General features: G+C 59.4%; 12 protein-coding genes and 1 pseudogene. 3 read left to right on the plus strand and 10 right to left on the minus strand.

All coding sequences use genetic code 11. From position 1 onward, the window contains the following. Nucleotides 1-9: 9 nt before the first annotated feature. Both IPK17_RS32650 and IPK17_RS32655 read right to left on the minus strand, forming a co-directional pair. Nucleotides 10-1,335, minus strand: coding sequence for an O-acetylhomoserine aminocarboxypropyltransferase/cysteine synthase family protein (locus tag IPK17_RS32650; protein ID WP_343421914.1), 1,326 nt, complete (start codon nt 1,333-1,335; stop codon nt 10-12). A gap of 232 nt (nt 1,336-1,567) precedes the next feature. After that, a complete protein-coding gene (locus IPK17_RS32655; protein ID WP_343421915.1) occupies nt 1,568-2,839 on the minus strand; it encodes a rhodanese-like domain-containing protein in 1,272 nt (423 codons plus the stop codon). A gap of 728 nt (nt 2,840-3,567) precedes the next feature. Here IPK17_RS32655 and IPK17_RS32660 point away from each other — a divergent pair. Continuing rightward, entirely contained in the window at nt 3,568-4,842 is a 1,275-nt protein-coding gene (locus IPK17_RS32660; RefSeq protein WP_343421916.1) for a citrate synthase, read from the plus strand. A 145-nt stretch (nt 4,843-4,987) separates the two neighbouring features. Further along, on the plus strand, nt 4,988-6,130 hold the full coding sequence (locus tag IPK17_RS32665) for a citrate/2-methylcitrate synthase (protein WP_343421917.1): 1,143 nt from the start codon (nt 4,988-4,990) through the stop codon (nt 6,128-6,130). An 81-nt stretch (nt 6,131-6,211) separates the two neighbouring features. On the opposite strand, the gene IPK17_RS32670 is transcribed toward IPK17_RS32665, so the two are convergent. The 5 genes and pseudogenes from IPK17_RS32670 to IPK17_RS32685 form a co-directional block, all read right to left on the minus strand. After that, on the minus strand, nt 6,212-6,685 hold the full coding sequence (locus IPK17_RS32670; protein ID WP_343421918.1) for a low molecular weight protein-tyrosine-phosphatase: 474 nt from the start codon (nt 6,683-6,685) through the stop codon (nt 6,212-6,214). Nucleotides 6,686-6,706: 21 nt separating this feature from the next. Continuing rightward, entirely contained in the window at nt 6,707-7,528 is an 822-nt protein-coding gene (locus IPK17_RS32675) for a bactofilin family protein (RefSeq protein WP_343421919.1), read from the minus strand. A gap of 326 nt (nt 7,529-7,854) precedes the next feature. Then, nucleotides 7,855-8,115 carry a hypothetical protein gene (locus IPK17_RS32680; protein ID WP_343421920.1) on the minus strand — a complete coding sequence of 87 codons (261 nt, stop codon included), beginning with the start codon at nt 8,113-8,115 and terminating at the stop codon, nt 7,855-7,857. A 274-nt stretch (nt 8,116-8,389) separates the two neighbouring features. Then, the gene (locus IPK17_RS40805) at nt 8,390-8,653 is read right to left on the minus strand and encodes an alpha/beta hydrolase (protein WP_350341669.1); all 264 of its coding nucleotides are present in this window, start codon (nt 8,651-8,653) and stop codon (nt 8,390-8,392) included. Between the two features lie 550 nt (nt 8,654-9,203). Continuing rightward, a pseudogene (locus IPK17_RS32685) lies at nt 9,204-10,903 on the minus strand (formate--tetrahydrofolate ligase). 293 nt (nt 10,904-11,196) lie between these two features. Here IPK17_RS32685 and IPK17_RS32690 point away from each other — a divergent pair. After that, nucleotides 11,197-12,483 (plus strand): MFS transporter, encoded by a 1,287-nt coding sequence (locus tag IPK17_RS32690; RefSeq protein ID WP_343421921.1) that lies wholly within the window; start codon nt 11,197-11,199, stop codon nt 12,481-12,483. A 53-nt stretch (nt 12,484-12,536) separates the two neighbouring features. Here IPK17_RS32690 and IPK17_RS32695 read toward each other — a convergent pair whose 3' ends face one another. The 3 genes from IPK17_RS32695 to icd form a co-directional block, all read right to left on the minus strand. Further along, nucleotides 12,537-13,190 carry a hypothetical protein gene (locus tag IPK17_RS32695; RefSeq protein WP_343421922.1) on the minus strand — a complete coding sequence of 218 codons (654 nt, stop codon included), beginning with the start codon at nt 13,188-13,190 and terminating at the stop codon, nt 12,537-12,539. A gap of 9 nt (nt 13,191-13,199) precedes the next feature. Then, nucleotides 13,200-13,568 carry a response regulator gene (locus tag IPK17_RS32700; protein WP_343421923.1) on the minus strand — a complete coding sequence of 123 codons (369 nt, stop codon included), beginning with the start codon at nt 13,566-13,568 and terminating at the stop codon, nt 13,200-13,202. Nucleotides 13,569-13,929: 361 nt separating this feature from the next. Then, nucleotides 13,930-15,177 (minus strand): isocitrate dehydrogenase (NADP(+)), encoded by a 1,248-nt coding sequence (gene icd, locus IPK17_RS32705; protein WP_343421924.1) that lies wholly within the window; start codon nt 15,175-15,177, stop codon nt 13,930-13,932. Nucleotides 15,178-15,189: the final 12 nt, after the last annotated feature.

The raw sequence follows: 15,189 nt of genomic DNA on the forward strand, positions 1-15,189 counted from the left end.
ATGCAATGGTTACGACACCGCGTGGACGCTCACGCCCTGCGACACCGCCAGCGCCTGATCCAGATCCCACAGAATGTCGTTGATGTCTTCAATGCCGATGGCGAGGCGCACGTAATCGTCCGTGACGCCGGTCGTCGCCTGTTCCTGCTCGCTCAATTGACTGTGAGTGGTCGTGGCGGGGTGAATCGCCAGAGAACGCGCGTCACCTACATTAGCAAGGTGCGAGAAAATCTTCAAGTTGTCGATGAACTTGCGTCCGGCATCCTTGCCGCCCTTGATGCCGAAGCCGAGCACCGCGCCTGCGCCCTTCGGCAGATATTTCTGCGCGCGTTCGTAGCTGGGGTGATTGGGCAGACCGGGGTAATTGACCCATTCGACCGCCGCGTGCTGCTGGAGATATTCAGCGACCGCCTTGGCGTTGGCGACGTGCTTCTGCATGCGCAGCGACAGCGTCTCCAGCCCGATGATGTTGAGGAACGTGTTGAACGGTGCCTGACTGCCGCCGAAATCACGCAGGCCGACGATCCGCGCGCGGGCAATGAACGCCGCTGGCCCCGCCACATCGGCGATGACCGCGCCGTGATACGCCGGTTCCGGGGCGACGATGCCGTCATGGCGACCGCTGGCCTTCCAGTCGAAGTTGCCGCCGTCGACGATCACGCCGCCGATGCTCAGGCCGTGCCCGCCGATCCACTTGGTGGTCGAGTGCAGGCTGATGTTGATGCCCCACTTGAATGGGGAGAACAGGTACGGCGTGCCGAAGGTGTTATCGACCACGACGGGGATGCCGTAGGCTTTGCCGAGCGCGGCAATCGCTTCGAAATCAGGGATTTCCAGCTTCGGGTTGCCGATAGTTTCGAGGTAGATCAGGCGGGTCTTGCTGTTGATTTTGGCCTCGATGCCCGCCACATCCGCATTTTGGACGAAATGCGCGGTGATGTTCAGGCGGCGCAGACTCTGCGAGAACAGCGTGTAGGTGCCGCCGTAGAGCGCCGAGGTCGCGATGATTTCGTCGCCCGCGTTCGCCAGCGTCAGCACGGTGAGCGTTTCGGCAAATTGGCCGGACGCCGTCGTCAGACCCGCGATGCCGCCTTCGAGCGCGGCGATGCGTTCTTCGAACACCGCGTTCGTCGGGTTCATGATGCGCGTGTAGATGTTGCCCGGTTCGGCCAGCGCGAACAGGTTCGCCGCGTGTTCCGTGTCGCGGAACTGGTAGGAGGTCGTCTGGTAGATCGGGACGGCGCGTGACCCCGTCGTCGGGTCGGGCGAGTAGCCCGCGTGCAGCGCCAGCGTATCAAAGCCCTTTTGGTGTTCGGTTCCGTTCGTGCCTGCCATCGTCGTTCTCTCTCATTCCTTCGTAGGGACGAGGTCTTCCTCGTCGTTCTGTCACAGGTTGGAAGTTGGGCGGACGAGGCCTGCCTCGTCCCTACAATGTTTCTGCTTTTGGTCGGGCAAGGCATGCCGTGACCCTACAGCGATGTTTTTCACCCCACGCCTCAAGGAGAGGGGCAGGGGTGAGGTTGATCTTTCACTGTGAACTGTAAACTGTTCGCTGACTACTGTTGTTTTACGGCTGTTCGCCCTTGCGGATCGGCGCGCCGATCAGGTTGCCCCATTCGGTCCACGAGCCGTCGTAGTTGCGCACGTTCTCGAAGCCGAGAATGTATTTGAGCGCGAACCACGTGTGCGACGAGCGTTCGCCGATGCGGCAGTACGCCACCACGTCCGGCACATCCGCGCTGATGCCCTTCGCACCATACAGCTTGGTCAGTTCTTCCTTCGATTTGAACGAGCCATCTTCCGCGACGGCCTGCGCCCACGGGATGTTCGCTGCGCCGGGGATGTGACCGGGGCGCTGCGCGGTTTCGCTCATGCCGGGCGGGGCGATGATCTTGCCCGTGTACTCGTCATTCGAGCGCACGTCGACCAAGCCGAAGCCCTGCTTTTCGAGGCGCTGCTTGATGTAGTCGCGGTCGGCGCGCAGATGGTGATTGATCGTTGTGACGGTGTAGCTCGTGGCGGGGTAGGTGGGGACATCGGTCGTGGTTTCGCGGCCTTCGGCGATCCACTTCTTGCGGCCACCGTCCAGCAGGCTGATGTTGGTGTGGCCGTAGTACTGGAACAGCCAGAAGGCGTAGGCGGCAAACCAGTTGTTGTTATCGCCGTACAGCACGACATGCGTGTCCGGTGTAACCGACGCCTGGCTGAGCAGGGCGGCGAATTCTTCCGGCGAGGCGATATCGCGCGTCGTCTGGTTCTGGAGCTGAGTCTGCCAGTTGAAGGCGACCGCGCCGGGGATGTGCCCCTGTTCGTACTGCGTGGTATCCACGTCGACTTCGATCAAACGGACACTATTCTTGTTGTCGGCAACCCATTGGGTCGTCACCAGCGGCTGAGCCATCGTCTTGTTCTCTCCTCTAACATCCAATATGTCTGCATCAAACGCAGTGCGGTCGTCACGCAAGCGCCACGCGTGCATCTCGACGGCCTGCTGGTTTTGTACTTGGGTGATCAAATAGGAAAAATGGGGTAGAGCGTGGTCACGGTCATAAACCGAGGGAATTGCGGGAGAATCCGGGTGGCTGTGGTAGTAGCCGACGAGCGTTAGCCCGCGTTCATCCGCTTGATCTTCCAGACGCGCCCAGTCGAGCGGTGTCATGGCGTAGCGGTGATACTGCTCCTCAGCCTCGAAGACATTCTCGACGGGAATCGTCTCCGTGATGACGAGCGTATCCGCCGTCTGCGTCCCGAGCAGGAAACCGCCGCCCTCGTTGGGGTAGGTCGATTCCAAATGTGCAAAGATGCGCTTCTGCAGCGCTCGTTCCAAGATGACGCGCATACTTTCTCCCAAGTGCGGTGTAGGGCAAACCCTACGCAAATAACTCATCACGACCAGAAACAAAAAGAGCCGACCCCGGAAGGTCGGCTCTCACATTTCAGCGTGATATACGCGGTTAACGACTTACACTCTACCGCGCAGCGCGACACGTCCGGGGGTATCCCTGTACTCCAGACAACACATCATCATGCTACACATCAGGCCGATGTGCGCGGGGTGTTTGAAGTCGACGTGTCCACTCAAGTTAGTCATGTTGAAGAGACTATCATAGTCCGAAAAACTTTGCAAGGGGTTACGCGACCTCAATTACAGACTGTTTCAAGCTGTAAGGTAAGTCACCACGTCGTCTGAGCATCTATAGAGTATGCCGTCATGCCTGAGGTTCGCCCATGTGCAGACGGGAGATTTTAAACGGCTGCGCGTTTGTGCAAAACGCTGGCTTTGGAATGATGACTGTCAAACCTGGCGTTTGGCAGTATAGCGGTTAGGGCACACGGGCGCATCAGTCGCCACCATAGCATGGATAGTGGCTGGCAGTGCGGGATGAGCACGACCCGTAAGCTACACGTAAACCTTAGCGTTCCCCACATTTCATTCCATTACAGAACCAGCTAGTGTAAAATATCCCGTCAAAGGTATGTCACCTATCATGCGTCGAATGGCGAGTTTCAGGTAACTTTGACAGTCAAAGGCTTGAACACGTCAAAATCTATTGAATGGAAGCAAAAATGCCCAACGCCAAGCTCATTTTGAATGACAAGGAATACGAGTTCCCCGTATTCGCAGGTTCGGAAAACGAAGTCGCCATCGACATCAGCAAGTTGCGCGCGCAGACCGGCGCAATTGCGTATGATCCCGGTTATGGGAATGTCGGTGCGTGCAGCAGTTCGATCACCTACATTGATGGCGATGCAGGCATTTTGCGCTATCGCGGCTATCCGATTGAACAGCTCGCGACCCAGGCAACGTTTGTCGAAGTTTGCTACCTGCTGATCTACGGCCACCTGCCGACGGCGGATGAACTGGAAAAGTTCAATGCTCGGTTGAACAAGCACTCGCTCGTGCACGAAGACATGAAGAAGCTGTTTGAAGGCTATCCGCCGAGCGCGCACCCGATGGCGATCATGTCCGCGATGGTCATTTCGCTTTCCGCTTATCATCCCGATCTGCTGGATCCCGAAATCATCGACACCAACATCATGCGTCTGCTGGCGAAATTCAAGACGCTGGCGGCCTTCACCTACAAGAAGTCGGTCGGCCAGCCGTACGTCTACCCGCGCAGCGACCTGAGCTATACCGCCGATTTCCTGCACATGATGTTCTCGGTGCCGACGCACGACTACGACATTCCGGATGTTGTCGTCAAGGCGCTTGACCTGCTGCTCATTCTGCACGCCGATCACGAACAGAATTGCAGCACCTCGACCGTCCGTATGGTCGGCAGCAGCCAGGCGAACGTGTTTGCCTCGGTCGCCGCGGGCGTCAACGCGCTGTGGGGGCCGCTGCATGGTGGCGCGAACCAGGAAGTCATCATGATGCTGGAAGACATCCACAAGGATGGCGGCGACGTGCAGAAGTACGTCAACATGGCGAAGGATAAGAATTCCCACTTCCGCCTGTTCGGTTTCGGTCACCGCGTGTACAAGAACTTCGACCCGCGCGCTAAGATCCTCGGCAAGGCGGCGGACGATGTGCTCAACGCGCTCCATGTGACCGATCCGCTGCTCGACATCGCCCGCGGGCTGGCCGACGCGGCGCTCAGCGACCCGTACTTCATCGAACGCAAGCTGTACCCGAATGTCGACTTCTACAGCGGCATCATCTACCGCGCGCTCGGCATCCCCACGTCGATGTTCACGGTCATGTTCGGCCTCGGTCGTCTGCCCGGCTGGATTTCCCAGTGGAAAGAAATGCACAACGACCCGCAGACGCGCATCAACCGCCCGCGCCAGATCTACACGGGCGAAACTGCCCGTGACTACGTGCCGGTCGATCAGCGTTAGCTCGTATTCGTGTAACACCTGGGAGGGCGCAGCTCTGCTGCGCCCTTTTTATTTGGGGCGCTCAATCGCTCTTTCGCTTGTTACGAACGGCACAAATCGCTATACTCACGCGCTACACAACCCAGCCCGTAAGGAGTTTTGAGCGATGAGTCAGGCGAAAAAGGGACTCGATGGCGTTTCTATTGGTGATAGTCGACTAAGTCTTGTCAACGGTACCGAAGGCAAATTGATCTACTCCGGTTACAAGATTGAAGACTTAGCCGCCCACGCCCTATACGAAGAAGTCGTATATTTGCTGTGGGAAGGTAAGCTGCCGAATGCGACCGAACTGGAGCAGCTCCGCGCCGCAATTGCTGAGAACGCTGGCATCCCTGATGAAGTGCTGACTCTCCTCAAAACGTTCCCTAAGGATGCCAATGCGATGGCAGTACTGCGCACTGCCGTCTCCGCGCTCGCCTTCTACGACCCGGACAGCGAAAACTATTCGCTTGACGCGCTGCGCCGTAAGGCTGTGCGTTTGACCGGGCAGGTGACGACCATCAGCGCGGCTTGGATGCGCATCCGTGAGGGCAAAGAACCGCTTGCCCCGCGCAAAGACCTGAATCTCTCGGCGAACTTTGTCTACATGATCACGGGCGCTGAACCCGCCGCCACCGCCGTCGACGCCATCAACGCCTACATGGTGCTGCTCACCGAGCATGGCATGAACGCCAGCACGTTCGCCTCGCGCGTGACCGTCAGCACGGGCTCGGATATGCACAGCGCCATCGTCAGCGCCATCGGCACGCTCAAAGGCCCGGCGCACGGCGGCGCGAACACGGAAGCCATGCTCCAGTTCATGGAGATCGGCGAAGTTGAGAATGTGGACCGCTGGTTCAATGACAATATCAAGAATGGCAATCGCCGCATCATGGGGATCGGTCACCGTGTCTACAAGGCACTCGATCCGCGCGCGGCGGTGCTGCGCGAACGCTCCGAGGCGCTGGCGAAGGCGTCGGGCAACATGAAGTGGTTCCTGATCGCCGATAACCTCGCCAAGCTGGCGCGCGCTGATCAGTATTTCATCGAGCGCAACCTGTACCCGAACGTCGATTACTTCAGCGCCATCGCGCTCTACACGCTCGACATCGACGTGGATATGTTCACGCCTCTGTTTGCGATGAGCCGCATGGCGGGGTGGACCGCACACATTATCGAACAGGTGGAGAGCAACCGCCTCATTCGTCCGAGTGTGGATTATGTTGGGCCGCTGGGGTTGGCGTGGAAGCCGCTTGAGGAACGGGAATAGGGCAATAAGGACTGAGGTTTGAGGACGGACGGCCGTGCGCCCTAACAAGGTTTTGCCCAGTGCGAAAACTCAGACGTCCGCTTAGACGCCTTCGGACTGCCTGATGCTGTCGAGCAGAGCCGCGCAGCCGCGCTGAATCAAGCTGTAAGCGCGGTCAAACGAGTTGTCGTAGTACGGGTCGGGCACTTCATCGCCTGTGACCGCGCCCGCGAGTTTGGCATAGGTCAGGAACAGCGTGATTTCCGCTTGCGCGCCCGTGCCGTTGCGCAAAATGTACTGCAAGACTTCCCGATCCATCGCCAGCACGTAATCGAACTTGTCGAGGTCGACGCGCTCAATCTGCCGCGCGCGCCCGTCGTAGCTGATTTTGTTCTTCGTCAGAATCTCCAGCGTGCCGTTGTGCGCGCGTTCGCCCACATGCCATGAGCCAATGCCCGCCGAGTCAACCATGATTTTGCTGCTCAGTCCGGCTTTGTTCACCATATCCTGAAAGATCGCTTCGGCCATTGGTGAGCGGCAAATGTTGCCGAGACAGACGAATAACACCCTGATCATGCCAGCTTCCCTACCGTAGTCCTAAGTTGATTGTCGTGGTTCGTCGGTCGGCGTGTCTTTGCCGAAGTCTTCGTTGGTCTGCCCGGCTGTCCAGTCGCCGCCGACGTGGAGTTCGTTCTCGTGCCCCTCGCTGATGTTCTCGACGAGGCCATCCTGCACGGTGTCGCCCGTGGGCTGGTCGAAGAGTTCGTCCACATCGGTCTCGGTTGCGCCGAGACTGTTCGTCGTATCTTCCGGTGCTCCGGTCGGGGTGACGGCAGGTGAGACAGCGTCAACGTCGGCGGGTTCGCTGGTCGGCGTGACGGATGGTGAAATGGCATCGGGGTCGGCAGGGATGTTCGGCGGATCGAGCTTGAGCTTGTCCATAGAACTCTCCTTTTCCTCGGCTGTTTCTTCCAGTTTGGGTACGGCGCTGCCCGGCGGCATCTCCTGGCTGATCATCGTGATCTTGCCGTCGATAAACGCGCCTTCTTCGGTGGTGAGCGCCGCGGCACGGATGTCGCCCCAAATGCGACCCGTGCGCAAAAGCTGCACCTTCTTGCCGCTGACATTGCCGCGCACCGCTCCGGCAATCGACACATTCTTCGCGTTGATGTCCGCGTTGATCTTGGCGGTTTCGCCGACGAGGACATTCCCATTGATTTCCAACGTTCCGGTAAACGTGCCATCCAACCGAACATTGGCGTTGCTGCGCAGCGTGCCTTCCAGCGTCGTATTTGCGCCTAAAACCGTTTCGAAGCCCACAGGCTGCGACGGGGCAGCGGCGGGCGGTGGTGCTTGGGGCTTCGGCGGTGGCGGCGGTGGTTGTTGTTCAGATTGACGGCGGTTGCCGAAAAACGACATAAGTTCCCCCTCCCATTCAGGAGTCGGTCATTCAGAGTCTCATTCTACACGATCAAGCTCGCATTATTCAGCGTTTGAGCGCCCGACACGCACAAAAACAGCGGTTGAGTCACGTCACCCCCCTAAACGATTTTTCGTTTTACTGCGCGTCGATATTATCCTGGGAGGAAGGTGCCCCCTGATTGAACGGATAATCACGGCGAAAGCGTCGCCGGCGGCGCCGATGGTGACCGTCGTTCCCTCAACAATGCCAAACAACGGCGCGCTGAACAGAAATGCCGATATCCGACGGTGAACTCGATGTTGCGCGGAATCTGGCAGCCCTGTCAACATGTAGCCCGGCGGCCGCGGTCGACAATCAGGTCGAATACATAGCCATCGGGCAGCGGTTCGGGCGCGGTGAAGGTGTATTCGGTCGGCATGGCATCCAGTGTGGCGACTGCTGAGACGTCGCCCGTGTACTGGCGCAACGCATAGGATGCGCCGCTGGTGTAGAGCCAGATCAGGATGCTGTGCTGCCACGACGGTGCGGCGAGCGTCACCATTCCGTCGCGCACGTCAGCGAGCAGCACATTGGCGACCATCACCCGAAGCTGTCCGTCGACTGCCGCGAGTACGTCGACCCGATCGCCAATTTGCAGTCCTTGAAGAGTGTCTGATTCTAGAGGGAAGCCAATGGTCCAATAGCCTTCGGGGACCTCGGGACAGTACGCTTGGGCCGATTGCGTCAAGTCGAGGTGCCCGCCAGAAGTTCAGTAATCCTCTGCAAGGATATCTGGCTGCGGTTTGCCCGAAGCGGTTGTCGCCGAGAAAGGTGCGTCCGGCGCGTACCCACCGCCCCCATATCCGCTTCGTTGAGCGTCACCTGCCGCCATTTGCCATGATCAGATCGCCGTTCGGGAACCGCGTTACGGGGATGCTGTAGGTGTGCGTAATGACCGCGATGATGTAACCCTGACTGGCAAGTTCTGTGAGCAGCGCGGAATAGAACGCTGGTTGCGCGCCAAATCCCGGTGAAAAATGAGCGACAGGATCCAGATGTCTTGCCCCTGCGGCCTGGACGGGTCGCCAGCCGATTGGCGATCCCATTGTCACTCGGGTGACCCCCGTCGCAGCGGGAAGCATCCTTCATGGGCGGTTCCTCACTGCATAGCTGCGTCAGGTCTTCCAGCCCACGACAGAGGTGACTGGCGACGGTGCGTTCGGCGGGTTGAGCAGCGCGACCTGGTCCGCAGTCGAAGAAAGCAGAAGGTGACCTTGGCGGCGCGGGGAGAGAAGTCGTGGGCATCCGCCGTGCAAATTGCTCTTCGCGAAGCACTCCGGGGCCCCGGCTTCAATTCCGCATGTCATCAAGGCGAACTGACCGCATAGTCTCCTGGTGGGGCGGGCGGAGCACGTGCGAACGGCCGCCGGACTCGAATTCTGCGCCGCGACAACCTTCACGGGACACCGCGAGTGACACCCCGCTGACCACGCGGAGCAGTAGGCAAACACGCGCGATAACAATGCCGAACCTTTCAACATCGCACCTGTTCCATGAGGGCTCCTCATAGGCGATAAGCGCTGGCACGTTTAACTGCCTACGCAGTTCCCCAGTTAAAAAGCGGGCGCGAATTTACGCATGGAGAGGATGCGGGGGAAGAATCAGCCCCCAGGAGGCCTGGCACAGAGGCGCTTAGAACAGACCAATCGTTTCGCCGTCGTCGTCAATATCGACGTTTTCGGCGGCGGGGTGTTCGCCATAACCGGGCATGGTCATCATGTCGCCGCACAGCGGGTAGATGAAGCCCGCGCCGACGCTCGCGCGCACTTCGCGGATGGGCAGCGTGAAACCCTTGGCGCGCCCTTGCGCGTCGGGTCGTGGCTCAGGCTGAGGTGCGTCTTCGCCATGCAGATCGGCAGCTTGCCGAAGCCATTCGCTTCGTAGTCACGAATCTGGCGTTCGGCGGCGGCTTCGAAGCTCACGCCGTCCGCGCCGTAGATTTCTTTGGCAATCGTCTCGATTTTGGTCTTGATCGGCAGGTCGAGGTCATACAGCGGCTGGAACGTGCTCTCGCCTTCCGCCGCGCTCATGACCATCTCCGCCAGTTCGACCGAGCCCGCGCCGCCTTCCGCGAAGTGCCGCGAGACCGCCGCGCCGAGCGCGCCTGCTTCGACCGCGATCCGCTTGATAGCGGCGATTTCTTCGGCATGGTCGCCTTCGAACACGTTGACCGCGACGACCGGCGTCACGCCGTGCTTCTTGACGTTCTCGATCTGCTTGATCAGGTTCGCCGCGCCCGCTTCCACATCCGCGACGTTGAGTTCGAGCATTTCCGGCGGCAGTTTCTTACCTGCGACGACCTTGTAGCGCCCGCTGTGCGATTTGAGCGCGCGCACCGTCGCGACCAGCACGGCGGCATTCGGCTTGAGCCCGCTCGTGCGGCACTTGATGTTGAAGAACTTCTCCGCGCCGATGTCCGCGCCGAAGCCCGCTTCCGTGAAGACGTAGTCACCGCATTTGGTGGCGATCAAATCGGCGAGGATGCTGCTGTTGCCGTGCGCGATGTTAGCGAACGGCCCGGCGTGCACGAACGCGGGCGTGTTTTCCAGCGTTTGCAGCAGGTTGGGGCGCAGCGCTTCTTTCATCAGCACGGCCATCGCCCCCGCGCCGCCGATCATATCGGCAGTGACGGGCTGCTTGTCGTAGGTCAGGCCGATGACGATGCGCCCGAAGCGTTCGCGCATGTCTTTCAGCGAGCGGGTGAGGGCGAGGATCGCCATGACTTCGCTGGCGACGGAGATATCGAACCCCGTTTCGCGCAGGTAGCCGCCTTCGGTCTTGCCACCCATGCCGACGATGATATGGCGCAGCGCGCGGTCGTTCACGTCAAGCACGCGCTTCCACGTGATCGTTTCCGGATCAATGTTGAGCGGGTTGCCGCGCAGCAGGCGGTTGTCGATCATGGCCGCGAGCAGGTTATTGGCCGCAGTGACGGCGTGAATGTCGCCGGTCAGATGTAGGTTGAACGTCTCCATCGGCACGACCTGCGCATAACCGCCGCCCGCCGCGCCGCCCTTAATGCCGAACGTCGGTCCCTGCGAGGGCTGGCGCATGGCAACGATGCCGCGCTTGCCCAGGTGTTTCATCGCCTGCCCCAAGCCGACGGTCGTCGTCGTTTTGCCCTCGCCGAGCGGCGTGGGCGTGATCGCCGTGACCACCACATACTTCGCCGTCGGGCGGTCTTTCAGCTTCTCGATCACGTCGAGGTTGACTTTGGCGACGTACGGACTGCCGTACGTATCAAAATCTTTGGGCGACAGTCCCATCTCCTCCGCGATCTGGCTGATCGGTTGTAATTTGGCTTGCTGGGCGATGGCGAGGTTGGAAATCATGGCTTAAGTAACCTTTCAAAGAACGTCAGTTATGGCTAAGTATACGAGCTGACTCGCAGCGCAACATATGCAGCTTGTCTAAAGTGCGGGCGCAGAATGTCCCATTCTGATTTTGGCTGAAAAATCAGCGATTTATGGGTGCTTCGTACACTGCTTTTTAGCAGCATTCTTCACTAAAAATTGAGAGAATCCTTTATATCCAACACGGTCAAATGGACTTATTGTGGAATGTGTCATCTCGTACTAGGGTTGTCTCTGGCGACTCAACCAAGTTTCATTGGATCTTCTCTACCATGCTGGATACACAAGTGCATAACGTCGATACCGAGCGATCGAATTTCAATCATCTCGTGATAGATATCGCGTGGTTCGGTTTGGCTTTTGCCGCGACGAACCGTTTTCTCCCGGTGTTCGCCATTCGTTTAGGCGCTTCGCCCTTTGAATTGGGGCTGATCAGTTCGGTGCCTGCGTTTTTGCTGCTGCTCACATCGACCCTTGGCGCTTGGTGGCGTAATCGTTATCAGACCACTCTGCGCGCGCTGATTCCGGTCTCACTGATCGTCCGTTTACCCTTCTTATTGCCGGTGTTTGCCCCACTCTTTCCCACCGCTTTCCAACCGTGGTGGCTGGTCTTATCGGTCTCGCTGCCTGCATTGGCGCAAGGGATGGCGTCCGTCACCTTTGTGGTCTTCATGCGGGAAACCGTTTCTAACAGCCGCATGACGGAACTCTTGAGCTTCCGTCAGCTTTCGCTCAACGTGACGCTGGGTATCGCCGCGCTCCTCTATGGGATGTGGCTGGAACACGCGCCATTCCCGCTGAACTACCAGTCGATGTACCTGCTTTCGTTCGTCTTCGCCTTGATGAGCGTCTATCACGTCTCGCGCTGCAAGCCGATTTTGCCGGAAGCGGCGCTGACACACGTCAAGGTGTCGCTCAAAGAGTCGCTGCTGGCGCCGCTCACGGCGTGGCGGTCGCGCACCTTTCAACCCGTCATTCTGTTCGCGTGGCTGACGCATTTCACCTTCATGGTGGCTGCGCCCTACGTGACCCTGTTTCTCGTGCGGCATCATAATGCGGCGGAAGGTTTCGTCGCGTTGTTTGGCCTTGTCGAACTGGCGTCGGCGGCCGCGGCTGGTTTGATCGCGCCGCGCGTCGTCCGCAAAATCGGCAACCGTCCGTTGATGGCGCTCGGCATGCTCGGCACTGGCCTCGGCATCGTGATCATTACGCTGGCGCCCAATGTCAATCTGACGTTGATCGGCGCGCTGTTCACCGGGGCGAGTTGGGCGGCGACGGCGGGCATTGGCTTGTTCGGCTTCTATATGGAGACTGCGCCGACCGAAAATGGTGCGCCGTATTCTATCGCCTATCATCAGGCGCTCGGTCTCGGCATGGCGCTGGGGTCAACGCTGGGTGGTGCGCTGGCGGGCGGTGGCGCTGTGCTCATCCCCGTGCTGTTGATCGGCGCGACTTTACGCATCACCTCGGCGATCATCATCGAAGCGACGATGGCGCGGCAGCATTCGAATCGCTTGGCCGTGCGGGTCGCACACGCGCCCTCTCCTGGCGGCGATTAAACGCTAATTGGTAGTTGAATCTGAAGGACGAGGCGCCCCCTCGTCCTTTTTGTTTACGCGTTCTGAATGGTGTTTGGCGTGGGGGTAATGGTCGGGATAGGCGTGCTGCTCGGCAGCGGCGTGCGGCGGTCGCGCGTCGCGGTCGGCGGCGCGTCGGTGGCGCTCGGAATTGGCGTGTTGGTGACCGTCGGCGGCGGCGTGAACGTGTTCGATGGAGTGGGGGTGATGCTCGGCGTCAGCGTCGGGTAGACGGCTTCGATCACCGTTTCATGCATGTACGCGATTTCGGCGCGGCGCGTATCGGGGTTCTGGTCGATGATATACCATTCGGTGCCGGCTTCCCGCCCGAGCACGCACACAATCGTCCCCTGCGTGAGTCCGGTCACGACCGGACCGTTGGGGGCGGGCAGTTCACGCACGACCGCATTCGGCACAGCCACACGAAAGTCCTGACATTCGGGCTGGATGGTCGCCGTGGGCGGCAGGCTGACCGCGCCCTGCGTGGCGAGTCGCGTCACCCGGACGGCGGTCGCGCTGGCGACGACGCGCGCTTGCTCGGTCGCCTCGACAACGCCCATGCCCCCCGTGCGGATGAAATTCGCTGCGCCCTGCCAGATATAGAAGCCGCCGAAGATCAAGGCCGCGCCCAAGACGAAGACCAGCAGCCCGGGCAGCCCGCCTCGATTTCTAGGCGTTCGATAAGCCACGTGAATTTCCTAGTTGATCAACTTCTGGATGTGTTCGATGAGCACCTGCCAGCCGCGCATTTTGGGGAAGAAGTCGTCTGCGCCCGCTTCTTCGGCATGCTCGCGCTCGCCCGATTTTTCGTCGTAGGCGGTGAGCATAATGACGGGGATCGCCTTTGTCTGCGGGTTGCTCTTCAGGTGTTTGCACACTTCATAACCCGACATGCCAACCATGCGCACATCCAGCAGAATCAGGTTCGGGATTTCGGTTTCGACCAGACTGATCGCCGATTTACCACTGTTCGCCTGCAAAACCGTGTAGCCAGCGCGCTTGAGGACGGTCTGCAGCAGTTCGCGGTTCAATGCGTCGTCATCAACTATCAGGATGCTTTTCGCCATTGATGTTCCTCACCTTGCAGCGGATAGGATGCTGCACGGGATTATACACCACTTCGTTGATCTGGCGCTTGTGCAGGGACGTATAACGGAGATTTACCTTCCCTCGCACCGGAGCACGAGGGAAGTAACAAACAATAAGTTAACGTCAGTTAGGGATAAGCTGCTTGTCGATCCATCCGCATCTGCGCCCATACTGTGATCACCCACCAAACCGCTCAGGACGAGGCATGCCTCGTCCCTACACAGACTCACTTATCTGTCGCCCCTCCCCGAATTCGGGGAAGGGCCGGGGTGGGGTCGGATGCGGAACGGCAGTTAGGCGTAACTACAGGTGCCTGTTTTATCTCTAACTGGCGCTAGGCTAGTCCATATTGCGGATGACTGCGCTCGCGAATTCGCTCGTTTTGACCTCGGTCGCGCCATCCATCTGGCGGGCGAAGTCGTAGGTGACGATCTTCTGATCGAGGGTCTTTTCGTACGCCTTGGTGATCAGGTCGCCCGCTTCTTGCCAGCCCATGTATTCCAGCATCATCACACCGCTGAACAGCAGCGAACCGGGGTTCACCTTGTCCAGATTGGTGTACTTCGGCGCGGTGCCATGCGTCGCTTCGAACAGCGCCACTTCGTCGCCGATGTTGGCTCCGGGGGCGATGCCGACGCCGCCGACTTCCGCCGCGACCGCATCCGACAGATAGTCGCCGTTGAGGTTGGGGGTCGCCAGCACGTCAAATTCGGTCGGGCGCAGCAGCATCTTCTGGAAGATGATGTCTGCGATGCTGTCCTGAATCAGGATCTTGCCCGCGGGCACTTTGCCGCCGTGCTTCTTTTCGACTTCATCCCACGAAATGGTTTCTTCGGGGAATTCCTCGCGCGCCACTTCGTAGCCCCACTTCATGAACGCGCCTTCGGTGAACTTCTGGATGTTGCCCTTGTGCACCAGTGTGACGCTCTTGCGCTTACGGTCAATCGCATATTGGATCGCCGCGCGCACGAGGCGCTTTGTGCCAAACGCGCTGATCGGCTTGATGCCGAGGCCCGCGCCTTCGAAGAATTCCGCGCCCAGCTCTTCGCGCAGGAACTTCGCCAGCTTGGCGTTGTCTTCGGCGCCGGATTCGTATTCGATCCCTGCGTACACGTCTTCGGTGTTTTCGCGGAAGATGACCACGTCGACTTCGTCGGGACGCTTGAGCGGGCTGGGGACGCCGTTATACCAGCGGACCGGGCGCACGCACTGATACAGGTCGAGCACCTGACGCAGCGTCACGTTGAGACTGCGGAAGCCTTCACCAACCGGGGTCGTCAACGGGCCTTTGATGCCGACTTTGTACTCGCGCAGCGCTTCGAAGGTTTCTTCGGGCATGTAGTTACCGCCGTAGAGATCCGCCGCTTTTTCGCCGCAGTAAATCTCCATCCATGCGATTTTGCGCTTGCCGTTATAAGCTTTTTCGACAGCGGCATCCCAGATGCGTTTGCTGGCACGCGTGATGTCTCCGCCGATCCCGTCCCCTTCGATGAAGCAGATAATGGGGTTGTCAGGCATATTCAACTTACCGTTCTCGACAGTGACCTTAACACCCTCGGACGGCACGACGATTTTGTCGAACGCCATAAGCGTAATCTC

This window comes from Candidatus Flexifilum breve (assembly GCF_016713355.1).